At 48.8% G+C, this 24,832-nt stretch carries 18 protein-coding genes; 3 read left to right on the top strand and 15 right to left on the bottom strand.

Features of this window, described 5'->3' with window-relative positions; translation table 11 throughout:
* Window positions 1–399: 399 nt before the first annotated feature.
* Both RGU75_RS12570 and RGU75_RS12565 read right to left on the bottom strand, forming a co-directional pair.
* A complete protein-coding gene (locus RGU75_RS12570; protein WP_322236394.1) occupies window positions 400–1,311 on the bottom strand; it encodes an SMP-30/gluconolactonase/LRE family protein in 912 nt (303 codons plus the stop codon).
* 41 nt (window positions 1,312–1,352) lie between these two features.
* The gene (locus RGU75_RS12565; protein ID WP_322236393.1) at window positions 1,353–2,138 is read right to left on the bottom strand and encodes an SDR family oxidoreductase; all 786 of its coding nucleotides are present in this window, start codon (window positions 2,136–2,138) and stop codon (window positions 1,353–1,355) included.
* Between the two features lie 424 nt (window positions 2,139–2,562).
* Between RGU75_RS12565 and RGU75_RS12560 the strand changes: the two genes are divergently transcribed.
* A complete protein-coding gene (locus RGU75_RS12560; protein ID WP_322236392.1) occupies window positions 2,563–3,504 on the top strand; it encodes a LysR family transcriptional regulator in 942 nt (313 codons plus the stop codon).
* A gap of 437 nt (window positions 3,505–3,941) precedes the next feature.
* Window positions 3,942–5,306: an MgtC/SapB family protein gene (locus tag RGU75_RS12555; RefSeq protein ID WP_322236390.1), complete on the top strand. Its 1,365-nt coding sequence runs from the start codon at window positions 3,942–3,944 to the stop codon at window positions 5,304–5,306.
* Window positions 5,307–5,431: 125 nt separating this feature from the next.
* Here the strand turns inward: RGU75_RS12555 and pabB are convergent, their stop codons facing one another.
* The gene (gene pabB, locus RGU75_RS12550) at window positions 5,432–7,393 is read right to left on the bottom strand and encodes an aminodeoxychorismate synthase component I (protein WP_322236389.1); all 1,962 of its coding nucleotides are present in this window, start codon (window positions 7,391–7,393) and stop codon (window positions 5,432–5,434) included.
* A 328-nt stretch (window positions 7,394–7,721) separates the two neighbouring features.
* On the opposite strand from pabB, the gene RGU75_RS12545 reads away from it, so the two are divergent.
* Window positions 7,722–9,119 (top strand): MFS transporter, encoded by a 1,398-nt coding sequence (locus RGU75_RS12545; protein ID WP_322236387.1) that lies wholly within the window; start codon window positions 7,722–7,724, stop codon window positions 9,117–9,119.
* 38 nt (window positions 9,120–9,157) lie between these two features.
* On the opposite strand, the gene RGU75_RS12540 is transcribed toward RGU75_RS12545, so the two are convergent.
* The 12 genes from RGU75_RS12540 to rimM form a co-directional block, all read right to left on the bottom strand.
* Window positions 9,158–9,760: a DUF938 domain-containing protein gene (locus tag RGU75_RS12540; RefSeq protein WP_322236386.1), complete on the bottom strand. Its 603-nt coding sequence runs from the start codon at window positions 9,758–9,760 to the stop codon at window positions 9,158–9,160.
* Between the two features lie 190 nt (window positions 9,761–9,950).
* Window positions 9,951–10,511, bottom strand: a complete 561-nt coding sequence (locus RGU75_RS12535) for a VTT domain-containing protein (protein ID WP_322236384.1) — start codon at window positions 10,509–10,511, stop codon at window positions 9,951–9,953.
* A gap of 154 nt (window positions 10,512–10,665) precedes the next feature.
* Window positions 10,666–11,190, bottom strand: a complete 525-nt coding sequence (locus tag RGU75_RS12530) for a M48 family metallopeptidase (RefSeq protein WP_322236382.1) — start codon at window positions 11,188–11,190, stop codon at window positions 10,666–10,668.
* An 85-nt stretch (window positions 11,191–11,275) separates the two neighbouring features.
* On the bottom strand, window positions 11,276–15,415 hold the full coding sequence (locus RGU75_RS12525; RefSeq protein WP_322236380.1) for a translocation/assembly module TamB domain-containing protein: 4,140 nt from the start codon (window positions 15,413–15,415) through the stop codon (window positions 11,276–11,278).
* Window positions 15,416–15,612: 197 nt separating this feature from the next.
* Window positions 15,613–17,403, bottom strand: a complete 1,791-nt coding sequence (locus RGU75_RS12520; protein WP_322236378.1) for an autotransporter assembly complex family protein — start codon at window positions 17,401–17,403, stop codon at window positions 15,613–15,615.
* Between the two features lie 366 nt (window positions 17,404–17,769).
* Complete coding sequence (fumC, locus tag RGU75_RS12515; protein WP_322236376.1) at window positions 17,770–19,161, bottom strand: class II fumarate hydratase; 1,392 nt, start codon at window positions 19,159–19,161, stop codon at window positions 17,770–17,772.
* A 726-nt stretch (window positions 19,162–19,887) separates the two neighbouring features.
* Window positions 19,888–20,250 (bottom strand): DUF3579 domain-containing protein, encoded by a 363-nt coding sequence (locus tag RGU75_RS12510; protein ID WP_322236373.1) that lies wholly within the window; start codon window positions 20,248–20,250, stop codon window positions 19,888–19,890.
* A 244-nt stretch (window positions 20,251–20,494) separates the two neighbouring features.
* Window positions 20,495–21,451, bottom strand: coding sequence for a CobD/CbiB family protein (locus RGU75_RS12505; protein WP_322236371.1), 957 nt, complete (start codon window positions 21,449–21,451; stop codon window positions 20,495–20,497).
* A gap of 431 nt (window positions 21,452–21,882) precedes the next feature.
* Window positions 21,883–22,554 carry a CoA pyrophosphatase gene (locus RGU75_RS12500; RefSeq protein WP_416186813.1) on the bottom strand — a complete coding sequence of 224 codons (672 nt, stop codon included), beginning with the start codon at window positions 22,552–22,554 and terminating at the stop codon, window positions 21,883–21,885.
* 233 nt (window positions 22,555–22,787) lie between these two features.
* Window positions 22,788–23,171 (bottom strand): 50S ribosomal protein L19, encoded by a 384-nt coding sequence (rplS, locus tag RGU75_RS12495; protein WP_108439945.1) that lies wholly within the window; start codon window positions 23,169–23,171, stop codon window positions 22,788–22,790.
* A 195-nt stretch (window positions 23,172–23,366) separates the two neighbouring features.
* Window positions 23,367–24,122 carry a tRNA (guanosine(37)-N1)-methyltransferase TrmD gene (trmD, locus tag RGU75_RS12490; RefSeq protein WP_322236367.1) on the bottom strand — a complete coding sequence of 252 codons (756 nt, stop codon included), beginning with the start codon at window positions 24,120–24,122 and terminating at the stop codon, window positions 23,367–23,369.
* A gap of 125 nt (window positions 24,123–24,247) precedes the next feature.
* The gene (gene rimM, locus RGU75_RS12485; protein WP_322240490.1) at window positions 24,248–24,796 is read right to left on the bottom strand and encodes a ribosome maturation factor RimM; all 549 of its coding nucleotides are present in this window, start codon (window positions 24,794–24,796) and stop codon (window positions 24,248–24,250) included.
* Window positions 24,797–24,832: the final 36 nt, after the last annotated feature.

Raw genomic sequence — 24,832 nt, 5'->3', positions numbered from 1 at the left:
GTTTGTGAAGTAACGTGCGAAATAATAGGCGTAATTTTGGGCAATAACATAGGCGGAACCTAGTTAATAAGTAAATTACTTAATTATGGATGGGTAAATCCACTACGATTGTCGTGCGACGATGATACATTTTGGCATGTGGCAGCTTACATAGATAAACTATCCAAGATAGACGAGCTGCGCACTACATGAATTGTCGTTTAAAGGTGAACATCGGCAAATTAAAACGTCAGGTTCAACATTTTTTATTATGTTTTAAAAAATCTTTCAACCGCAAATTACGACGATGATTTCGTCCAGTTTTTCAGGCGTTGAAAGATTGATTTATTCATTTGTCACTGCGCATAATTTGCTAAGTCACGTAATTATGTTGGCTTATAAAGGTCCAACTCTAACCCGCTAAGCACCGCCCCCCCCCTTAAACCGCCCTTCCGGCAAACCCCGCACATCTTCGAGCGATATATTAAAAACACCGCCAGCTTGTGGCTCTGATTGTAACGTTTGTTCGGATAAGTCTTCGCGGGCTGTTGTGACAAACAGCGTGGACAATCCGGGTCCGCCGAAGGCGACGCAGCTAGGTTGGGATACTGGTATGGCGATGATACGGTCGATTTGACCGTCGGGGGTGAAACGCACAACACGGTAACCGCCCCATTGGGCGTTCCATAGACAGCCCTGGCTATCGATGGTGGAACCGTCCGGTGAGCCGGGTTGATCATGCAGGTCCGCGAATAGGCGGTCATTGTTGAAGGCTTGTACCGGTACGGTTTTGTCTAACGATTCGTAGTCGCAGCAGCGAATCGTGTTGCTGATCGTGTCGCAGTAATACATCGTTGCGCTATCTGGACTGAAGCAGATACTGTTGCTGATCACGACGGGAGAAAGCGGTAAGCGTTCAAGTGTCAAATCTGTATTGAGGCGATAGAAGCTGCAATTCGGCGCACGATCTGAGGCGTCGGATTTTGTGCCGAATACGAACCGCCCCTGACGATCACAACGGCCGTCGTTAATACGGGTTGTGAGCAGGTCGGATTCGACCGCGACAATCGGCGTGACTTTGCCGCTGGAAAAGTGAAACCACGCCAATTGTGATGCAAGACCCAGCAACAATCTGTCATCGTCCAACGTCAGCGCAAAGGTTGCCAGCATCTCAGGCATCGCCCAACTTTGAGTTTCGCCATTAGCAAGCGTGTGGCACCACAGCCGCGATGCCAGAATATCGGTCCACAACAAGCGTCCGGAGCGTTCGCACCATAAGACACCCTCGCCTAGCAAATGCTTGCCATCTACCAGCAATTTAACTGTCGTCATCTTGGTTTCCGTTTGTATTGCTTGTGCTAATGGCGCTTGCATTAAACCCAGCCGCCATCGACGATAAAATCCTGCGCAGTACACATCTTGCTGTCATCGGCTGCCAGAAACAATGCCATGCGCGAAATATCGGCTGAATCAAGACGGGCCTTCAGGCACTGCATCTGATCAATTTCACGATCACCGGCTTCATCGAGCCACATTGTGACTTGCTTCTCGGTCATTACCCAGCCAGGGACCAAGGTATTGACGCGAATATTATGTGGCCCTAAATCACGCGCTAAAGAACGGGTTAAGCCTTGAATCGCTGCTTTTGATGTGGTGTACGCTGGCATGCCGCCGGTTTTGTTTTTCCAGCTAATTGAGCCTAAATTAATAATGGAACCGCCTCCCAATTTTTGCATGTCAGTGATCACTGCTTGCGCCGCAAAAAACTGATGGCGTAAGTTAACTGCCATGCCGTTATCCCAACTGGCGACGGTGGTTTCTTCAATGCTATGACGCTGATCATTGGCGGCATTATTTACCAATACCGAAATCGGTCCGAAGTGATCGCGCGCTGCGCTAATCGCAGTTTGCAGTGCCGGAATATCGCAGACATCACATTGCAAAAAAAGTGGCACGTGACGGCCAGAACCTTCGGCCGCGACTGCTGCGATCAATTTTTCTGCAGCATCGCGATTACGTCCAAGGAAGCTTACCTTTGCGCCCTGTTCCACAAATTGCGCGACGATATCGGCGCCAATGCCGGTTGTTCCTCCGCTGATCAAGACCGTGCGGTCCATCAAACTAGGATAGCTGGCGTAAGTTTTGTTCAAGCTGGTCATGTTCTTGTGTCCTGTTGAGAGATTATTAATCGCGTTGGCTGACGCTCAAATTTGACGGAGGACAGTAAAACTATTGCCTCAACGCCAGGCATTGACCGACGCATCTAGTACTGCTTTGAGAAAATAGCGCTCACTAGACATTAGTGTCCGATTATTACTCGATGATTGTAAAGAAGTATGCGATATCTTTCTAATGAATTATTACGCCCAATCAATACTGAATTTGGTATCATTTAAAAAGACCTTATTCAACAAGGTTTACGTAATACGATCCGAGCAACCGCCTGCCCACACTGCAACGGAAGACAGTCTGTGGATTCCGGGCTGCATAAGTCGGGCCGTACAAGTCGCTAGGAGAACGCATTCCGGTAACTGAGATTTTGCGTAAGTCCTATTGATAATAATTAGTTAATTGGGACAACATATGTCACACAGCGACAGCAACTGGTTTCTCCGCGCACGGCTTAAAACGCGCCAGCTTTTACTTTTGATTGCACTCGACGAAGAACGCAATATTCATCGGGCCGCTGAAGCACTGAACATGACGCAACCAGCCGCATCCAAGCAATTAAAGGATCTGGAAGACATGCTGGATGTACAACTTTTTGAGCGCTTGCCACGCGGCATGAAACCGACGATTTACGGAGATGCGATGATCCGCCATTCACGAATGGCGTTGACGAGTTTATCCCAGGCGCACGATGACATCACGGCGCTCAAATCAGGCTTGTCCGGACAGGTGGATGTCGGTGCGATTCTTACGCCGGGGATGAATCTGGTACCCGCTGCGATTGCGCGTGTGAAGCAGCACTCGCCGATGTTACGGATTGGTATTGAAATCGAAAGCAGTAATATCCTGCTGGAACGCATGCAACGTGGTTCGCTAGATTTTATGGTGGCGCGTATCCTTGATCAGGAAGATAACGGCAATCTCGAATATGAAGAACTGGCAGATGAACCGGTATGTGCGGTCGCTCGCATTGATCACCCGTTACGGAACGTGTCAAATTTGCAGCTAAAAGATATTGCTGACGCGGGCTGGATACTCTCGCCACGCGGCAGTATTTTGCGTCATCGTAGCGATATGATGTTTCACAAAAATGGTTTGCCACCGCCTTCAAATGTGATCGACACCACTGCGGCGCTGGCCATCATTAGCCTGCTTCAGCAAACCGACTTTTTGCATGTTATGCCGGTCGAGGTATCGCGCTTCTACGCTCAACTAAACGTCCTGGCAATTTTGCCGATTGAGTTACCTTGCAAAATGGATGGCTTCGGCATCATCACACGGCGCAATCAACTACTTTCACCGGGCGCCAAGATTTTGCAGCAAGCTATTCGAGAGGCTGCGAAAACGATTTATTGAGCGTAGTCTGATTGAGCAAATAGCGCTCGATTGGCGAATAAATGATTTATATAATAAATTGGCGCATAATACATCGTTGTTCGTAGTTGGATTCTCGCTGAAATTTTAGCAGAATCTATAAGTTGATCGACAGTTGGGTCGATTGTGCTTCGGTCTCAGTTTGACTTACTCGGTTAACCCGACTGACATGCCAGAAGCGGACGCATGCTCGCATGCTTAGTTAAGATGTAATGGGCGCGCTTCCTTAGTCACCTCTCATTAAGTGTCCTCCATCGATCTGCAACAATCCGATGGGAGGTTGCTTTAGTAAAGAACGATTTTTTTATTCTATTTCTTTATTCTATTTCTTTTGTCTTATCGTCAGACTTTGATCTCAGTTCAGCAAAGTGCGCGCGTTCCGTTTATAGTTTCCTCTAACAACAATAAGCTTGCCCTACATGACAGTTATCGATCCTCATACCATCAATATCGCCGCACAACCACTGATCCAGATCGGCATGTCGCTGCCCGAAGTGAAATGGCCGTATTTGATCAGCCTGACACGACTCGGATTGGCACTAGCGCTGGGACTCTTGATAGGGTTAGAGCGGGAGCGGCGCGGCAAAGAAGCGGGCTTACGGACATTCGGCCTGATTGCTCTGTTGGGTGGAATGGGCGGTATTCTCGGCGATAACTACGCCTATCTTATTTTATTTCTGACGGGTGGTTTGACCATCTTTTTAAACCTGCAACGATTGCGAACGCACGTCAGCACCGAGTTGACGACCTCGGCTGCCATGTTGGTTACCTGCGTGATTGGTATCTTGTGTGGCAAGGGCCACACCGCAACACCGGCCTCCGTGATGGTGATCGTCACGGCGTTATTGGCATGGAAAGATCGCCTTGCAGGATTCAGCGTCGGCCTGACTGAGGCCGAAATGCGCTCGGCGTTGATGTTGGCGATTTTGGCTATCGTAATTTATCCGGCATTGCCGATGGGGCCGATTGGGCCATGGAATTTGATCGAACCGCGTGCAGCGTGGATTACAGTCATTTTGATTGCGGGCATTGGCTTCGTCAACTACGTACTCTGGAAAATCTACGGAACACGGGGAATCGCTCTAGCGGGATTTTTGGGTGGATTAGTGAATAGCAGCGTCACCGTCAACGAGATGGCATCACGCGCAAAAGACAATCATCCGGAAACAGTCAGTGCCGCCTATCGCGGTATTTTGCTGGCAACTTCTGCAATGACGATACGTAACGCTTGCCTCTTATTTATTCTGGCACCGGCGGCGGCATTGACGGCGGCGGTGCCGTTCTTCCTGATGCTATTAGTCAATGCGGCCTGGTTCTTCATGGACCGCAATGCAAATCGCACAACCGATGATCATCAAGCTGAACCGGTCGATTTGCCGCTGCCATTCTCGGTGCCTGCGGCGCTAAAGTATGGACTGCTGTTTTTGATATTGCACATCGCTGGCGTCCTGACCCAAAATTACTTCGGCGAGTTCGGCTTTTATGCCGTCAGCCTGATCGGTGGGATTGTATCTAGTGCCAGCGCTGTCGCGGCCGCGGCTAGCTTACTGACCAACAACGCAATATCTGCGCATGTCGTATCGACCGGCGCGGTGATCGCATCGTTGGCGAGCGTCCTGATTAATCTTCCTTTGGTATTACGGGCGCGCAATCGTGGTTTGACAGTGCGGCTATCGTTGGCGATGGTGTCGATATCTATCGTCGGTATTGTTGGCGCGTTAGCTTCCGCGCACGTAATACCGTTGGTGGTGAAACAGTTTCCAATCCTGGCGCAGTTTTATTAAGACAATCTGATCTCATGCATCAGCAGGTATTCATCAACATGTATCTAGCAACAGGTATCTATCAACAAGTATCCATACACAAGTATCCATACACCAGTATCCATCCACACTTATGACGACAGAAATTACCAGATAATTTCGGCGGCCATCGCACCGCGCAGTGCATTGCATACCATCACCTGTTCGGCAGATTGAAGATCCTCACGCGTCAAGGCGCGTTCCGTTGCATTCCAGGTCGAATCATTCAGAATCAAGCTGCGCATCACACCGGGTAACAAACCGCTCACTAACGGCGGCGTGTACCAACGTCCGGCTAGCTTAATAAATACGTTGCTGCGTCCCCCTTCCGTCAATTCACCGGCCTGATTAAAAAACAACATATCAAATGCACCTTGCTGTTCAGCGGATTTCCACGCATGGTCATAGAGAGTTCGTTGGGTCGTTTTGTGACGTAAAAACAGATCGTTTTTTTCCGTCGGTGCATCAGAAATAATCACCTTAACCGGTTGAGACAGCGAATTCATGGGTGCGCTGGTAACAGACGAGGTGCCATCCGCCGATAAACTTAATCGCAGGCGATGTGCACCATTAGCGGTCAAACTTGCTACGACTTTATCCAAGCGGCTACGCAACTGCGCTTCGTTAAATTCAAAACCAAAATACACGGCAGACGACCGCAAACGATTTAGGTGTAAATCCAGCGCTCGGCAACCGTCTTTGCTAGTTGCATAGATCGTTTCAAAAAGGGAAAAATCAGCACGAAGTCCCGTTAAAAACCGTGCTTTCAGCACACATTCGGCGTACTCATCTTGGGCTACGCTGTCGTACACGATACCCGCACCGATACCCATCTCGCCATGACGAATGCCTTCATCGTTTTCGGCTTCCAGCAACAACGTGCGAATCGGTACCGACAAGCAAAAATCTCCTATTTGATCCTCTCCCAACGGCGCATCAAACCACCCAATTGCACCGGTATATAAACGCCGCGGTGCCTTTTCCAGTTCGGCAATAATCTGCATGGACCGTAGTTTTGGTGCGCCAGTAATCGAACCGCACGGATACAACGCAGTCATTAAGTCGGTCAGGCCGAGATCACCACGTAACTGCGCAGTGACAGTAGAAGTCATTTGCAATACCGTATTAAATCGGCTGACTTCAAATAATTTTGGTACGTATACAGATCCACAATGCGCCACCCGGCCCAAATCATTGCGCAATAAATCCACAATCATCAGATTTTCTGCGCGATTTTTTGGATCTGCGGCCAATGCCAGGGCTGTCCGCTGATTCTGATCGCTGTCATCACTGGCGGCGGCTGTGCCTTTCATCGGTCGTGCGGTCAGCACGCCTTGGTCATGACGCACAAATAACTCAGGCGAAAGCGATAGCACCGCACGACCATCCGGTAATGCGATCAGCGCACCATAAGGGACCGGTTGCCGTTCGCGCAATTGGCGATACAGCGACAACGGACTTCCGTAGACGTCAAAATGCAGGCGAAATGTGTAATTCACCTGATACGTGTCACCGGCTTCGATGTAAGCGTGGATACGCGCAATTGCCTGATCAAATTCGTTCGGGTCAACATTAGGGAGAACGTTAGCTATGCCAGATAGGCTGTTTGCATCCGACCATGCCGTTTTTTGATCTGGTAGCAGACCGTTCAACTGGGGATTACTCATTACCAGCGCGCGCTGCCTCAACCAATCGTCAACTTCTAGCGCGGTTAATTTTTGGCAGGTTCCGAATAGCAATACTTCAGCGAGCGGCTCAATTGTTTGGGACGATTTAGAAATAACTAACGGCACACGGTGCATTGCCGCACCCAGTTCGTAGTGGAATAGCGTCACCACTTGCAGGCCATCTTGCAATGCCTTCTGCATTTGAGCAAGCAATCGCGGCAACGAGTCTGCGTCGTGGCATTGCAATGTGCACCGATAATCAGTGTACAAACGAGAAACCTTCGCCGCGTCGTCAGCACATCGATCATCGAATAAAGCAAAACAATCAGAATCGGCCAGTGTGATGCTATCAACGCTGCGCGCCTCAATGTGCGGTGGCGAAAATGTGAAACCTGAAGTCATAGTTAATGCGAGTCGGGAATAAAGATCATTTTTTGAATTTTACAGAAAGCGAAAAGCATCCTGCACGCCGTCAAAAGAACATTGCAACGAAGCACATATGCTACCTGATCGGCGAAGGATACGCCAAAGCGCTATACTAAGTGCCTTTCGGACTTAGGGGTAATCGGCTTTAAAATAAACTGGATGATCCATATTTCGCCAGTTTCTTGTCCAATAACGGGCTATTTTTGCTTTTATCCCATAAGTCCGACAGCTCCTGACGTACTTAACACTTCAGTCCAACGGCAGCTTTGACGGTGCCATAGAACGGCACTATCCATCATCGCTCATGGCAATTTCTCGTGTTTTTCTCACTCCCCTCATTGTTGCCTGCGCGCTGTTCATGGAAAACATGGATGCGACGGTCATTGCCACCTCCTTACCCGCCATGGCGCTCGACATGGGCGAAAGTCCGATTGCGCTGAAACTGGCCATGACGTCTTATCTTGTCAGTCTGGCGGTATTCATCCCGATCAGCGGCTGGATGGCCGATCGTTTCGGCGCGCGCACTGTGTTTCGGACAGCTATCGGCGTATTCATGCTCGGCTCCATCCTGTGTGGAATGTCGCATACCTTGGCAGAATTTGTCGCCGCGCGCTTCTTTCAGGGTATTGGCGGTGCCATGATGGTTCCGGTCGGGCGGCTTGTAATATTGCGCACGGTCTCGAAAGCCGACCTGGTCAAGGCGCTAAGTTATCTGACCATTCCGGCGCTACTTGGCCCTGTCATCGGCCCTCCGCTTGGTGGATTTATTACTACCTACTTTCATTGGCGCTGGATATTTTTTATTAATATTCCGATCAGTATCGTCGGCATCTATCTCGCCAATCGCTATATTCAAAATCTGCGAGAAGAACAAACCGTGCCGTTAGACTGGATCGGCTTTATTCTTTCGGCGGTTGGTTGCTCTTGCTTGATGTTTGGCCTTGCCAGCGCCGGACGGCATTTGGTGAATAGTGACGTCTCGTTCATTTGTATGGCAATCGGTGCAACTTCGCTGGTGGCGTATGTGTGGCATGCGTTTCACTGCGAACATCCGCTGCTGAATCTGCGTCTGTTGTCAATTCCGACACTACGCATGAATATCTATGGCGGTTCATTATTTCGCATCGGCATCGGTGCTTTGCCGTTCTTGCTGCCGTTATTATTTCAGCTGGGATTCGGCCTGTCGCCGTTTCAATCCGGCTTGCTAACCTGCGCATCGTCAATCGGTGCCATGTTTGTCAAGACGATCACCACTTTCGTGCTGAAACGCTTTGGCTTTCGAACGGTGCTGATCTATAACACGCTATTGGGGGCGGCATCGATGGCGGCATTTGGCGCTCTGACTGCGGACACGCCACATATCATTGTGGGCGCTTTACTGCTGTTGGGTGGTTGCATCCGTTCCATGCAGTTCACCAGCATCAACGCGATCGCTTACGCCGACATAAAGCCACAACAAATGAGCCAGGCAACCAGCTTGACCAGCGTGGCGCAACAATTGGCCATCGGCATGGGTGTGACTGTGGGCGGGTACTCACTTCAACTGTCTAATCAGATTCAGGGCCACACCACCATTGTCAGCGCCGACTTTTGGCCAACGTTCCTCACTATCGCGATCATTGCAGCCACCGCACTGCCCTTCGCGATAAAATTAAAATCGGATGCCGGCGATGAAATGTCTGGACGTCGCACCATCTCATGATTCCTCAGAAGCGACCGGGCAGAAAATGATTAATCGCGTTACACCCGCTCCCATTCCAATAGCCGGTTATTGGCAGGCATAAGCTGATCCGCCGCCAGAAGGAGCTTATTTTCTGCGGCCAACAGAACCAAATCTGCCATATCCCGAAGTCCCATATGCGCAGCATAATTTTTCAAGCTGACATCAAACGCAGCATTACTATCGCTAGTAAATTGGCCGTCGACATTAAAAGGTCCGTACGTCCAAAAGCGGCCGCCCGTCTTCAGTAAACGACCGACACCTGAAAACATATTCTGTACTTGGGGCCACGACATGATGTGGCAAGTATTGGCCGTGAACACCGCATCGTACTGGCCAGTCAGTGACTGCGACCAATCAACGTCGGACATGTCTAGCGTTAACGGCGACAATACATTTGGTAACTGCGCCTCTTCTTGCCACGCCAGAATACTAGCGTGATTTGCCGTTAGATCGCTGGTTTGCCATATCAGATGGGGAAGCTGCTCTGCAAAATAAACCGCGTGCTGTCCCGTGCCACTGCCGATCTCTAACACGCGCTGCGATGCCACCAATTTACTTGCCAAAACTGCTGCAATAGGAAGACGGTTACGCTCGCAAGCGATTGAAAACTGTTTGGTCATTGTGGCTTTCCGGTTCAATTGAACGCCTATACTATCGGAAATAGCAAAAATAGCGAACTTCGACGGCATGGTGAGGGCTTACCGCGCTATCTGCTCATTGAAGTTTCATGTTTCAACAGCAATACAGAATCATGATATCGAGAATGATTGCCTTACTAGATTGCATCATTTTCAGCACCATCTGCACGCTTCAAATCACATGCAACACCTTGCCAATATAATCAAAAAATAAGCAATACAACATAATCGGCAATGGCAAACCGAGCATCGTTCCAATCACATATTTGTGAAATTTGACGCCAGAAAGTGCAAGTGCATAATTGAGGGCTGGAACGGTCTGAAATAATACGCGAAGCAACGCAATACTTTTAATCGGATGGGCATCAAGACCATGCAGTATCTTTAGCGCATACCGATTTTTCACTGCTCGTATTGCATCGCCACCGACGAAGCGAATCGTCAGGAAAGTAAACAAGCACGAAATGGTGGCCGCAATGTAAGTCGCCACGCCACCCCAGGTTTTGCCAAGGGCGAGCACCGCCGCTGCCAGAAATATCCAGCCTGGTATTTGAACCAGATTCCCGACGCAGAACAACACGACAAAAACCAGCAACCCGGTCAGTTTGTTATCGACCAACTGTTGACGGACAAAAGCCAGGTTGAAATGCTCTCTCAATCCAGAAAATTGAAATAGCGCGAGCAGCGCCAACAAAAACAGAATGACTATACACAATCGTTTGTAGCGGTGCATGGTGCGCCTTTCCGTCTGGAGGTCAAATGTTGCTGATCAAACTCAACGTCAGTAGCATACCGTTGTTAACCATCTTTTATCGTTTAGCCATGGATTCAATTTACCACTACACTATGCTGATTCTTGGGTCTGCTGTACCGCAAAAGTAACCATATCAAACCGCTTGACTGTCCATATCAAGCCCCGCTTTACGTAGTTCACGAAAGGTTAGGAAAACCCGCAGGTCAAACTCCAACTGGTGATATTCGGGCAGCATATACTCACATAGTTTGTAAAATGCCTTGTTATGATCTTGCTCTTTCAGATGCGCCAGTTCGTGTACGACGATCATTTGCAAAAATTCTGGCGCTGCCTCTTTGAACAGTGCCGCTACGCGGATTTCTTTCTTAGCCTTCAGTTTTCCTCCTTGCACCCGCGAGATGGCGGTGTGCAGTCCTAGCGCTTTGTGCGTCAAATCGAGCCGACTGTCGAAGAGCACCTTATCAATATTCGGTGCATTTTTTAAATGTGCCTGTTTTAATGACAAAGTATAAGCATACAAAGCCTTATCATTTTGGACCGCGTGTTTGCCCGGATACCGCTTAAGTAGATATTCCCCCAAACGCTTTTGTTCAATGAGTTGGCGTATCTGATCCTGCAATGCGGACGGATAGGCCTGAAGGTATTTAAGCGGAGTCATAAAGCGGCGATATCTAAAAAATAACTACATGTATAAAAGAAGAATTGTTGTCCAAGACGGCAATACTGCACATCCCTACTACTTACTAGAAATCTACGTCCGGTTTCTCGGCGGGGGGTTTCCCCTTCTTTTCTGCCCAAAACGAATCAAAGCGCTTAGTGAACAAAACGTCCAGACCGTTGATGGTGCCACCACGCAAAACCATCGACCATCGACGCGAAAATTGCCAGGTGAGTTTTAACACGCTAGCTGCGCTGGTCAGGCCCTGCTCGTAACCGAGATTAATTTTTTCGGTAATTGCTTTGCCTATATTGACAACCTGTTCATCGACTAAACCTGACTCACTGGAACCAATCGAGAATTCATCGAGCCCGACGCCTTGGGCTATTTTTTTGCCGCCATAATTACCCAAAAACGCCAAGGCCTGACCGGCGGCCTGACGCTGGCCGAGCGCACTACTGTCGCTGCCATGACCGAACATTAACCACGACAGTTTTTCTTCGTCGGAGACATTTGGCTCAGATACCAGCTTGACCCGCGGCGAGGATGCATAACCACTAATTTCTGCGCCGGCTTCGACATCTTGATTACGCCGCATCGCCAAGATGTTAATGTTAGGATTATTCAGCGGTCCGGTAAAATTAATTAACCCGCGTTCAATTGCCAATTTTCGACCAAATACTTCATAAGTTCCGTCGGTGACACGGATCGTGCCACTGGCACGCAATGGCGCAAACGGTTCACTATGCACCGACATCGTGCCGCCTAATTTGAGATCGGCACCGCTTCCACGAAAACGAAAATCATTGCCGAAATTGACATCGATATTCATAATCGGGGTCAAGCTTCCAGCTGGCTTTTCCGCCGTTTTTGCTATTTTCTGTTTGTCGGTCAACGGCGCAGAACGGGTTTTCCCATCATTGCGAACGATCACGACGTCGTCTCCGAGCGCCGGAGCACTAGTCTTAGGCAAATCGAACAATGCCTTATCGATGGTGAACTTGCCATCCACGTGCAACTGCTCGTTGACATTGGCTACCTTGGCTTGCCCTGATAACATCAACTGACGATCTGGACTGGCAAATAGTTGCAACCGATCCGCGACGATCGTAGCCGTCACATCAGGATTCGATTTTCCAAGCTGAAGTTGACCATTGGCGCGTAGTGTTCCATCGCCACCATGAAACTCCAACTGCTGTAATGCGATGACATTTTTTTCCACATTAAACCGTGCGATACCATCACGTAATTTTATTCCCTGATCATAGAGGGTGACCGCCAGATTATCGCCTGCAACCGTACCGGACAGGGTCGGTTGTCCTAAAACCCCATCAAGCTTTAGCTCCATCTTCAGATTACCGTCTAAACCGACTTGCGGCCCGATCAGACTGCCGACCGTTTTTAGTTGCGGAACGCTGGCTTTTACTGCACCCGATAAGGACGCGTTGTCAGTGATCATTAACCCGTTCCCGATACGGTTCAAACCTAATTTCACTTGCACATTCACTGAACCGATTTTGGCGGCAGAGAGAGCCGTATTCACATTAACCTGTGTTCCCTGAAGATCCGCACGCAGGCGCAGTTCTGTCAATCCCAGCGGAATGTCTCCGCGCCCTGATGTCACCCGGATATCACCGCTACGTCGGTTAATCTCAACAAACCCGGTGGCGCTGTCTGACAATCCAAAATCCCAGCGACTGTCGAGGACCAGGTCTGTTTTTAACGGTGGCGCAGTGCCGGTAAATTCATGTACAAGATCGACTACCGTTTTCACATTCAGCGCATTCACGGCACCAGCCGACTGTATGCGCCCATGATCGATACTTAGATTTTTTAAATCAATGACCGCATCGGCAATCGTCAGCCGAGTCGCGCCTAAAATAATCTTATCTCCTGCCACGCTAATGGACAAAGGCGTGTCTAGTGACACACGAGGAATACCTTGATTTTTCAATTCGCCTAGCGTGCCCTGCCAACCATAGCCGGTGGCATTTTGAATCACTTTTCCTTGCGCGGCCAAAGTCAGTGCCAATGGCTTATCGCGCACGGTACCAACAGTATCAAGCTTTAAACTGTGATCGCCAAAAGTACCGGATAGGCTTGCGTTCATTTTGCTCAACGCAATATCTGGGCCACGGTAACCATGCGCTTCGATGCTGACTTGGAGGCGGTTGGTGGCGGCGGATACCTTGGCACTCAAGTCGGCTTGAATATCGGCCTGCCCGGACAAACTGTCGATTTGCTGCGCCCCGAATACTAACTTTTCCGCGCGATAGGTCGCCTTGACGACGGGCTTTTGAATGCTTCCGCTGACCTGCCCTTCCGTATTGAGCGCACCTGACAAACCAAATCCCAATCGCTGTAATTCCGGCGCATCTACCTTGAAGTTAAAATGATTTCCCGGCACACCAAAATTGCCCTTTAATTGGGCGTTATTACCTGCCACGGAGATTTGCGCCTCACTTGGCAATAAGCGCTTATCAAGCAGATTGATAACGCCTTTCCCCGTCATTGGCAGGTGGTCATAAACGCTATCGAGAATATTGAATGCCAACTTTAGTTGCAACGTCGGCGCTAACTTCCCGGCAGCATTAATATCCATGTTGATGCTTGCAGAAACAGGTTTTGCTGTCTTTACGTAGCTGCTCTTTATGTGCGGTTGCTTTTCAAATTTCTTGTCCGACTTTTTGGCCGCTGGAGAACTACTCTTTATCCATAAAGCAGGATCGAAATCACGTAGTTTCCCCTTCATCGTATAAGCCATACCGTTGGTACGATCCACGGTTCCGCTCAGATTAAGATGTGCAGGCCCGGCTACCAATTCTGCGAGGCGCAAATCTATTTTTTTGGGATCAATCACCGCATCCATTTTTGCCGAAAAATTTTTGTCGGCCAAGGTTAATCCGATTACTTGTGTATCCGGCGTCAGAGTGACACTAATTGGACCTTGCAATTGCGACGTCTGTAATTTTCCATGCAATGCATGTAGATCGAGATCGGCAACATCAAAGGTAAAATTACCGGTATTTTTCTCCTTACCATCGGCGTGATATTCACCCGCACCGCTGATCAAACCTTTATCCAGTAATTTAATTTTCAAGCCTGATAGTTGCTGGGTTTTCGCGTCCAGACGTAATTGCGCGTCTACGGAGATCAACGGCAAGCGATCTTTATCGAGAGCACCGGGAATCGCGTTCGAGATATGCAAAGGGCCGCTCACCGCCAGCAACGCTAAATCAACTTTGCTGCCTGATATGTTCGTCTTTGCTGGCACACCGTCAACCGCTTCCGGAGGAGAAATCGGCGTCAGATCGGCCTGAATATTCAAGTCCGCCAACGGTGCACCGGCGCTGAATAATTTTGGGTTGATGTGCGTAGCGCTGATACGCACGCGCTCAAACGGGATCGGTGCAAACGGTGTCGCAGCAATCTCGGCAGTGGCGCGTAGTTTGTCGCCGTTGCCTTGTAAAGCAAGATTCAAATCAGATAATGTGCCCGACACTTTGGCAACGATCTGATATTTTTCCTGTTCGTAAGCACCTTTTAGTTCTGCACCACCGCTAATCGAAAACGGTTTCGTACCCTGTAAATGCACCGTTCCATTTGCGCTACCGAATGCTGTGTCCAAACGTTCAAATACCAGCGTATGTTGCGTCCCGTCAGATTGTCCGTGCAACGATAGATTACGATATTCCGTTGTACTTAATCCTTCCGTCAGGGCAAGCTTATCCAGCGTAATACTATCGAGCGATAATGCCAGCGGCAACGTTAATCGCGTTGGCAATACCATTGGCTCGGACGGCTTTGGTTGCATCCGTGCTGCCACAGTGCCGATGTGCAAATAGTTGATGCTGAATTTCAGTGGAGAAAATGTCAGGCGCCAACTTCCATCAATTTTATCGATAGTAAATTCTTGCGTTGCATCACGATAAACCACGTTCTTCACCCGCACGCCTTCCGCCACCGTACCGCCAGCTAATTCGCCACTTAGATGTTTTTGCGATAGCCAAGTCGCCGTATTCCATATTGCTTTAGTCCCGGATTCCGTGCGGAGTCCAATGAACAGGGCGCAGATCATCAACACCAGAATGAGTAGTAGCGTCAACATTAGCGCGGCTATTCTGCGGACGAAACCTGAACGGCCACCGCCGTTTTTTCCCGACGCTGGCGGCGCTGGGTTTGGCGTGGCTGATTGATCGGTGTTTGATGCTATTGCTTTGGTCATGCAAATATCTTGTCGTAGTAAATGGATGGATCCGGCACCTGCCCGAATGATTGAGTACCGTTATACGGCCACTGCAATCCAGCTGTTTTTCTATCGGTTTAATAACAAAATTTTACGGGCATGACAGATAAGAAATCTGTCCTATGTCTATAAAAAATCACCGCACCGAAAAAAATTTTTACAATCATAAAAAGTCATCAGAATGCAATACCGAGCGAAATGTGAGGGCGAATACGCCTGTCCTGGACGCCATAGGCCAGATCAACGTTGACCGGACCCACGGGACTGCGCCAGCGCGTACCAAATCCCGTACCAACCTTAATTTCCCTATCGACGAAGCTATTGGTCGCAGCGCCGATATCGTAGAATATTGCCGCGCCCCAACTGTGATTAAACCAATGCTGATATTCGGCGCTGGCAGTCACTAGATATTTTGTGGGATAGACCGTGCCGTTTTGGGTATTGCCGATACCCTGATAGCTATAACCGCGCACAGACTCATTCCCGCCAGCCCGGAACAGTAACGATGCAGGGACTTCCGCGCTGGCCCCTTTTGTAAATACCGCGCCGCCTTCGACGCGGAAAATCATGATGTCGCGTTTAGCGATCGGAATATATTTTTTATAGCGAAGATAAGCGCGAAAAAAACTTTGGTCGGTGAGTAATCCCTTCAAAGCGATCCCCGTTTGTACGGAAAAAATATGGCCTTCAGTCGGAAAAATCTGATCGTCGACATCACGCCGGGTCCAGCTAAATCCTGGCACTACTGCTTGATGTTTACCTGGCAAAACGACAGTGTCCGGCGGTAAAACGGCGCCATCGGTCTGTTGCAGCGAATCGCGATAGTAATCAAGCGTCAATGCTGTGTCATAGTTTTCCAGAGAACGTGCGCGCTTTAACCCAATCCTCTGGCTGCGCAGGTCCACTCCTTGAAGAGTAGTGCGATCATATGAAGTATTAATGCCATTCACAAAACTACGTTGGTCCGGCGGCATGTTTAAGCTGAGCGATCCATACTGACGTCGCTGTTCAATTTTGGCCGTACTGTCAAAGATCCAGGCATCGCCAAACACATTGTAATTCGAGTAGCCACCCTGGACCTGAGCACCCGTATCTGTCGCATAACCGACTCCAGCTCTAAGACGCTGTGCTGGAAACTCAGTAACCTGCACCTTTACCGGCGTCAACGCCGGGTTGGTCGCATCGTCGTCAATTCCCACGATGACGTTACCAAAATAGCCGGTGTTTTGTATTTGCCGCTGCAGATACAGCAAACGGTCCAGATCGTAATTCTCGCCAACACTTAATGGATTAACATTTTGGATGATCGTATTCGGATAGCGTTTAGTTCCGGTAATTTGCAACGCACCTAGCGTAAATGACGGCCCACTTTCATACTCAACCGATAACTGCGCCTCACTGTTGTCGGCCTCAATCCTTGCCTCCGAATGGGCAATCTTCGCAGACGGAAATCCCTTATATTGCAACAGCTGTAAACTATGCTCCTTAGCCGCATCCCAATCACTCTGACGAAATGGCTGGCCAACGGGCAAGCGCCAGTTGCGTTGAATACGCGGAATCCGCTCTGGCACCTCGGTCGCTACCTTCCCTGTCACATCGATAGTTGCGCTGGAAACGATCGTCCGTTTATGTGCATCAACTTTGAGATGGATGACTTTGACTTTTCCATCGTCGACCGTCACTTCGGTGGTGGGCAAAAAATAACCCTCAGTAGACGTGAGTTGGGTGACTTGGTCGTTGACCGTATCGAGCATAAATTTTAGCTGATCGTCACTCAAGTCGTCGCGATCCTTATAGCGCACCAGGTCCAGATGCTGCTTCAATAGGGCACTAATTTCTTTAGGAGCCTCAATCTCAACCTTATAGACGGCAAAGGCGTCGGAAGCACTAAAGGAAAGAACGCCGAAAACAACCCCGCAGAGTCGGTTTGTGAACCATTTAACGGACTTGCGGTGGCACTTCCTCATGCGCAATAGTCCTCGTAGCAAAAGCGGCTCGACATAACAGCGCCCCAACAATATTGATAAGAGAAAAGAAATTGAAGCATAGCGTTCGGGATTTAACAAAAAAGTCAGGCTACGCTAACAGAATACGTACGTATTAATATCTCAGTAACATAACAGGGTAGCGAAGTGCGGCGATAGCAATTGAGGCAAACAGATTGATGACAATCTTCGAAGCAGCCATCGACATTAATTGTGCATTATAAATAAAGCAGGCCGCAAGAACCTCGCAAACCTGCATATTTAGGGAAACTTAACCTGATTTAACATTTTTTCGGCATCAATTATTCAACCGGCACGTCAACCAATGACAGGCTGAACTGCTGTAGATTACTCTGGATAAGTCATCCTGGACGGTTGCACCCAAGCCACAAACTGATCTTCGGTAACGTAACCCAGATCCAGCGCCGCTTGCTTCAAAGTACTGCCATCGTGATGCGCATGCTTGGCAATTTGAGCCGCTTTGTCGTAACCGATATGCGGTGCCAACGCAGTAACCAACATCAGCGAGCGTGCCATCAGTTCTGCGATACGATCCTCGTTGGCGGCAATGCCAGATGCGCAATGATGGTCAAAACTATGCATACCGTCCGTAAGCAGACGGACGCTTTGCAAAAAATTATGCGCGATCAATGGCTTGAAAACATTTAATTCAAAATTACCCGATGCACCACCGAAGTTAATGGCGACGTCATTGCCAAAGACCTGACAGCAAATCATCGTCAATGCTTCACATTGAGTCGGATTGACCTTGCCGGGCATAATTGAACTACCAGGTTCATTTTCTGGAATACTTATTTCTCCCAAGCCAGAACGCGGACCCGACGCCATCCAGCGAACATCGTTGGCGATCTTCATCAGGGCTGCGGCCAACGTCTTTAATGCGCCATGTGCCGCGACCAACGCATCATGTGCGGCGAGCGCAGCGAACTTATTTTCTGCCGTACGAAATGGTGCATTCAGCGCTTTGCTTAACTCGGCAGCGACACGCGCACCAAATTCAGGATGTGCATTCATGCCGGTACCGACTGCCGTGCCGCCCGCAGCAAGCGCGCACAAACCGTCTAATGAAGCGGCAATATTACGTTCGGCGAAATCGAGTTGCGCCACATAGCCAGAAAATTCCTGACCGAGCGTGAGCGGTGTTGCGTCCTGCAAATGGGTACGCCCGATCTTGACGATGTCGACAAATGCGACAGATTTTTTCTGCAATGTGTCGCGTAAAGCACTTAACGCGGGCAGCAACAATTCGCTCATGCCCAACACTGCGGCGACATGCATCGCTGTCGGAAAAATATCGTTGGATGACTGACTTAGATTAACCGCATCATTAGGATGGATCAAACGTGTTTCGCCACGTTCTCCACCAAGCAACTCGGAAGCACGATTGGCTAGCACTTCATTCATGTTCATATTGCTCTGCGTACCAGAACCGGTCTGCCAGACTGCCAATGGAAATTCGTCTGGATGCTTGCCGCTACTGACCTCGGTCGCCGCTTGCATAATCGCATTGGCTTTTTGTGCCGGCAACTTGCCGAGATCCAAATTTACTTGGGCGCAGGCGTGTTTGACATATGCCAGCGCAGTAATCAATTCGACTGGCATACGCTCAGTGGAAATATGAAAATGCGCTAATGAGCGTTGCGTCTGCGCTCCCCAAAGTCGCGCATTCAGTACTTCAATATTGCCAAACGTATCCCGTTCAATTCTGGTACTTTCCATCTTTAGCTCCAAAAGAAAAATACAACTTCAGAGTGTTGGCTGCGCCATCAAGCGCCACCCAAATCGAGGTCTTTCAGACCGCCATACATCAATGCAAAACGCAGAGAGCCAGATGCTTTGACTAATTTTATAGCAGATTTGTCTACAGTCTAGCATCCACCGATAGTTGGCGGCCTCTTCGACCCCAAATTGGTGCAGGCGTTCCCAATAGCGATCGGAAACTTTTTGCTGATAAATAGATGAAAACTTCGGCTCATCAGGAGATTCGTCCAAGCTATAAAAATAGCGGAATCAAAGTGAACAAATGGTAATTTGATGTGAGATTTTAAAAAATGGTCTGGAGGTTATTGCGAGAGAAAAACCCAAGTTAAAGCAGCTCAAGGATGGGATGGGATGTAACAACATTCGTATCGAGTAGCATCAAAAAAGCGCTACAACCATTACAACATTTCAATCAGTACCGGCTATATGGGCAAAATGTTGGACTCACTACTTACTACTCACTACTCACCATTTACTAGTAACTCCTAACTACGCTGCGCCACTTGAAAGATACCTTAACGCGTGCCTTGGAAGATGTGTCGAAGCGCTTTTTTGCTAGATTTAAAGGGGAATTGGTGGCGTGGCAAATATTGGAGGAATAAAGTTTCCGTCAGAAGTCACATTACAGGCGCAATCAGGCAGGTAGCGACAGAATAGCCGCCCTGCTTTCAGCCGATTTCAATATCAGGAGGATTTTGGTGACTCGCTGCCAGATTGATCTGCATCGGGCAGCAAACACGCATGCACAATCTGCAAATCATTGTCTTTGGCAAAGTTCACAACGAAATGATATGCGAGTGGCTCGATTTCTCTTAAATCTTCATTCACTACGACCGAACGGATACCGTTAAGCAACGTTGGCAAAACATAAGGAGAATATTGTAAATGTGAATTACGGCCACCAACGCCTTCAGGTCGAAAACAGGACATCGCGCCACACAAGCGTTCCGCCCAGTCGCTCGGGCGAAACTGTCTTCCATCGGAGGTTATTCCCTGAATAAAAAATTCACGGGCGGGCGCATTAGGGGGTTTAATAATATCGGCCATGCGGACAGCTCATTTCTTTTTGATACTTACAATAAACGTATTCTCAGCATCCTCATGAGATGAGAGCAAGGGTTTTATGTAATTGAGGATGATTAGACCAGACGTGCAGCGTATGCACGTCGATAAACCAATCATTCGATCGAAGCCGGTCGGTTGATCCAATCTACAATTACGCGATCAATTCTTACGTATTATATCTTATAGAAGACTATGTAAAAATTAGATGGCTCCGTTCAAAAAGCACTTAGCCCAACCACACGCCAACTGAAAAAAGTAACAACAAAAACATCCATAGCAGCAGGGCACGCCAGACCAAGCCCACTGTGCTTTGCAATGCACGCGGAGTCGGCAATTCACCAGGCGGACTGTCCGTTTCAATCCCGGTAGAGTCTACCGTAGCGGCGTCAATCGGAAGAAAATCGCTGGCATTCTCGTTGGGGGTTCCAAGCAAAACACCCATTGCCCCACCACCAGATGACAAAATAATGCCATCAGTCTCACTTTTCCACCGATCAGCAAAATTGCGCCACGCGAAAATAGCATCCTCAAAATTGCCAACGACGGCAAAGGCAGACGCTGTCAGTCGCGCAGGAATCCAATCTATCCAATAAAACGCTTGGGTTGCAAACCGACCAAACTGTTCGTTTTTCATGTGGTCAGGTTCATTCCAGGCCCGTGCCAAGTATTCAGCAACCCGATACATCACTGCGCAGGCCGGGCCGAGCGGCATCAAAAACCAAAAAAATACGCCAAATACGTTTCGATGCGTGGTGATTAAAGCCTTTTCCACCGCAATACGCGAAATCTCGCCCACTTCCATATCGGTTGTATCTTGCTTGGTCCATTCGGCCAGGAGAGTCCGGGCAGTGGCATCATCACCGGTATTTAAAGCCAGCTGGATCGACGTGAAGTAATGACTATAATGCCGAAATCCCAGTGTTAAATAGACAATAATAACGTTCCATGCAAACGCGGCCCAAGCACCAATATGAACGCACACCCAATAAATCAACGCCGTCGGAACCATCAATGCCAACATGATACAAAACCAACCTAAGCGACCGTGGCGTGCCTGACCGGCGTTTAGCCAGCCTTCCACCATAAGTGCAAAATGCTTAATCCACGTGTACACCGGATTGTCCGCACGGAGCGGTTTTAATTGCTCGATTAATAACGCAAACAGAATAGAGAGAAAAGTCATCAACCAGCCTTAAAAGTCAGCAAATCCTGTTTTATATTTATAGAATCTATGCAAAATTGTCGCAGAGAGTTACATTTTTTATGTACAAATCATGCGTACATAAAAAATATAACGTCTTAATGATCGCGACGATTCGTGTGGCTTCCAGCCAAGCTCGCAATAAAGCGTGTTACTTCCAACAATTTTGCATGAATTGTCATTTAAACGAAACGATAAACCATACGATAACGCAGCCTAGTGACAGAATCAAATTTGTCCGTCATTTAACAGAGTTTATTTCTTAGAGGCGCTGGAAAAAGATAGTTTTGTGCGTATTAGAAGCAAAAAGAAGCAATACCAGGCATTGAAAGAAAGCTGACTAGTATTCGCCGTACCAGAGCAATTACACGAGACACCGGTTCGTGGCCCTTAGATAAGCCAAAACGTGATAATTACGCGCGCAGAAAGTGGAATAAATTACGCAGCATGGCCGCGGTCGCGCCCCATATGAAAAAACGCTCGTAAGGCATCGCGTAAAACGTACGTCGATAACCATCTGGCAAATCAAACGTACGCAGTTGATGATTCAGACCATCCATCAAAAAAGCGAGTGGGACTTCAAAAATTTCCGCCACTTCATCGGGATTTGCGCGCAACGATGCTGGGGGTTGAATCAGTCCAGCTACAGGCGTTACCCGATATCCTGTACCTGTAAAGTATTCTGGCAGCGTGCCAATCACTTCTACTTCACCGCGCGGTAATCCAATCTCTTCTTCGGCCTCGCGCAATGCCGTCTCAGTGGGTGAACTGTCGGTAAGCTCTGTTCTGCCACCGGGAAAACTGACCTGACCTGCGTGATCCGTAAGATGTGCCGTACGCTGGGTGAATAGTAACGTCGGCCCTTCAGGATGCATAATGATCGGAATCAGGACTGCAGCGGCAGTAGGCGTTCCTTCTCCAGCCAGGCCTCGTAATTGTTGCCCGACGCTTTCAGGAAACCATAGGGGCGGCTGTGCGAAACGCTGACGTAACCAGTCGGCGTTCATCCTATCAGGCGCGAGCGCCAACTCACCTGCGACGGCATCAATTGGCATCATCAGAGGATCGAGAGTAAGTTTGACCAAAACAATTCCTATTCCGCGGCGCATTACGATCTAGTGCAATCCCTTTGCTGTGGTATCTCTACATGTATTTCAAGAGAGGTATTCGCAAAACCAAGGTCTGCCCATACGTGGCAGCGTGTTGAGGCAGCACTCATACCCCAACAACATCACTATAAACACTTAAATCAAACAACAAAAAAGGGCACCTACCGGCGCCCTTCTTCATGCAAACTACATGCCAGATCTGTAACTGCTTACGCTGCTGTTTTAGCGACAGTACGACGTTGTGGCAATTTTTCTTTGATACGCGCCGATTTACCCGAACGCTCACGTAGATAGTATAGCTTAGCGCGACGTACATCACCGCGACGCTTCACTTCGATCGAAGCAATCAGTGGCGAGTACAACTGGAATGTACGCTCAACGCCTTCGCCGGAAGAAATTTTACGGACGATGAAGTTAGAGTTCAAACCACGGTTACGACGTGAAATCACAACGCCTTCGTAAGCCTGAGCACGTTTGCGCGTACCTTCGACTACATTGACGCTAACGATAACAGTATCGCCAGGTGCGAATTCAGGAATAACTTTACCTAGGCGAGCAATTTCTTCTTGCTCAAGTTGCTGGATCAGATCCATTTTTAGCTCCAAATACCATCTTGCTGACACTATGTGCAATGCACTGCTCAGTAGAGGATGGGGTTACACATGCGACCGGTTGGTCGCTCTTCTTACAACATTATAAGAATTACAAAATCTACTTATTGGGCGCCACTTATTATTACCTCTGTCAAAACAAGCTAGCAACATTTCAAACAGCGTAAAAATGCTGAATTAAACGCTGGCAATAGTTCGTATAAACTTTTCGTCACTGGCCGTCAGCAAACCATCCTGACGTGCCTTCACGATCAAATCTGGTCGTTTATTAACAGTTGCCAGTAACATCTGTTGGCGTCGCCATTTTTCGATCTCGGCGTGATGCCCACCCATTAAAACAGGCGGCACGACCACACCTTCATATGCTTCTGGCCTGGTGTAATGCGGACAATCCAGCAAGCCATTGACAAAGCTGTCTTCGACTGCCGAAGCACCGTCATTTAGTACGCCAGGCAATTGTCTGATAACGGCATCCATCAATGCCATTGCCGGTAACTCACCGCCGGATAAAACAAAATCGCCAAGGCTGATTTCTTCATCCACACAGCGGTCCAGCAACCGTTGGTCGATAGCCTCATAACGTCCACACAACAACACCAGACCAGACTCGGTGCTCAGTTGCATGACACGCTGATGTGTAAGTGGCTGGCCTTGCGGCGACAGATACACAACACGTGGCAAACATAAATTCTGTTGCTGCTGACGTTTTTTTGCAGCATCAATCGCCGCTTCCAGTGGTTTCGCCAGCATTACCATGCCAGGACCACCACCGTAAGGCCGATCGTCAACCGTGCGATGATTGTCGATGGTGAAATCACGCGGATTCCACAACGCCAACTCACACTTTTTTTGCTCGAATGCACGCCGGGTAACACCCGACTGCGTTAACGCAGCAAACATTTCTGGAAACAGTGTGACGACATCAAATTGCATAACGCCCACCTATTTCACCGTCCACCAGAACTGTCGGCCGCTTAAGCTGGAAGATCGCATCAAGATGGAAGGCCGGGCTAAATCCGACACCAACCATCAGGTTTGCAGAGCCTACAATTAAGAATCTAATAATCCAGACCCCAGTCCACCGTGATTTTTTTTGCCTTCTGATCAACGGTCTTGACGAATTGATCCACAAAAGGAACCAGCAATTCAGGTGAAGCCTTATCCTGACCGACAATAGCCGGAAGCGCGATCCTTAAAATAGGATGCGCCCCGTTATCCATCAGGTCTGATACAACACCTAATTGCTCGCCTTGCAGATTTTCAACCGCCAGACCGATTAAATCGATCCAGTAAAATTCTCCATCTTCCAATGCAGGAAAATGGCTACGGCGAACATGTACTGCAGTGCCTTTAAGGCCCTCCGCAGCTTCACGTCCAACAACGCCAACCAAACGCGCCACAATGTCACCACTGTGGTTTTTGGCCTGCATCATCTCAATATCTTGCAGATCTGCCACATTTGGCCTACCCAGCCACCATTTTTTGGCATTCAGTAACGCATCAGCGTCAGGTGAATACGGTTTGATCCGCACCCAGCCCTGAAGTCCATAGGCGCCGGTTATATAACCGACCATGATCAAATCTGCTGGAGTCACAACGCAAGTCATGACTCCTGATTGCGCCGCTTCCGCTGATTTTGCGAC

The organism is Glaciimonas sp. CA11.2 (assembly GCF_034314045.1).
GTDB lineage: Bacteria > Pseudomonadota > Gammaproteobacteria > Burkholderiales > Burkholderiaceae_D > Glaciimonas.
The sequence above is the reverse complement of the archived record's forward strand: the minus strand, read 5'-3'. Positions and strand labels throughout refer to the sequence as shown.

Bases quoted from the DNA above. Each gene is read 5' to 3' on its own strand.
- RGU75_RS12530 (WP_322236382.1), bottom strand. From the start codon at position 11,190: ATGACTCCGCTTAAATACCTTCAGGCCTATCCGTCCGCATTGCAGGAT.
- pabB (WP_322236389.1), bottom strand. From the start codon at position 7,393: ATGACTTCAGGTTTCACATTTTCGCCACCGCACATTGAGGCGCGCAGC.
- RGU75_RS12555 (WP_322236390.1), top strand. From the start codon at position 3,942: ATGACAGTTATCGATCCTCATACCATCAATATCGCCGCACAACCACTG.
- RGU75_RS12545 (WP_322236387.1), top strand. From the start codon at position 7,722: ATGGCAATTTCTCGTGTTTTTCTCACTCCCCTCATTGTTGCCTGCGCG.
- rplS (WP_108439945.1), bottom strand. From the start codon at position 23,171: ATGGATCTGATCCAGCAACTTGAGCAAGAAGAAATTGCTCGCCTAGGT.
- RGU75_RS12520 (WP_322236378.1), bottom strand. From the start codon at position 17,403: ATGAGGAAGTGCCACCGCAAGTCCGTTAAATGGTTCACAAACCGACTC.
- RGU75_RS12570 (WP_322236394.1), bottom strand. From the start codon at position 1,311: ATGACGACAGTTAAATTGCTGGTAGATGGCAAGCATTTGCTAGGCGAG.
- RGU75_RS12510 (WP_322236373.1), bottom strand. From the start codon at position 20,250: ATGGCCGATATTATTAAACCCCCTAATGCGCCCGCCCGTGAATTTTTT.
- RGU75_RS12540 (WP_322236386.1), bottom strand. From the start codon at position 9,760: ATGACCAAACAGTTTTCAATCGCTTGCGAGCGTAACCGTCTTCCTATT.
- rimM (WP_322240490.1), bottom strand. From the start codon at position 24,796: ATGACTTGCGTTGTGACTCCAGCAGATTTGATCATGGTCGGTTATATA.
- RGU75_RS12565 (WP_322236393.1), bottom strand. From the start codon at position 2,138: ATGACCAGCTTGAACAAAACTTACGCCAGCTATCCTAGTTTGATGGAC.
- RGU75_RS12525 (WP_322236380.1), bottom strand. From the start codon at position 15,415: ATGACCAAAGCAATAGCATCAAACACCGATCAATCAGCCACGCCAAAC.
- fumC (WP_322236376.1), bottom strand. From the start codon at position 19,161: ATGGAAAGTACCAGAATTGAACGGGATACGTTTGGCAATATTGAAGTA.
- trmD (WP_322236367.1), bottom strand. From the start codon at position 24,122: ATGCAATTTGATGTCGTCACACTGTTTCCAGAAATGTTTGCTGCGTTA.
- RGU75_RS12505 (WP_322236371.1), bottom strand. From the start codon at position 21,451: ATGACTTTTCTCTCTATTCTGTTTGCGTTATTAATCGAGCAATTAAAA.
- RGU75_RS12560 (WP_322236392.1), top strand. From the start codon at position 2,563: ATGTCACACAGCGACAGCAACTGGTTTCTCCGCGCACGGCTTAAAACG.
- RGU75_RS12535 (WP_322236384.1), bottom strand. From the start codon at position 10,511: ATGCACCGCTACAAACGATTGTGTATAGTCATTCTGTTTTTGTTGGCG.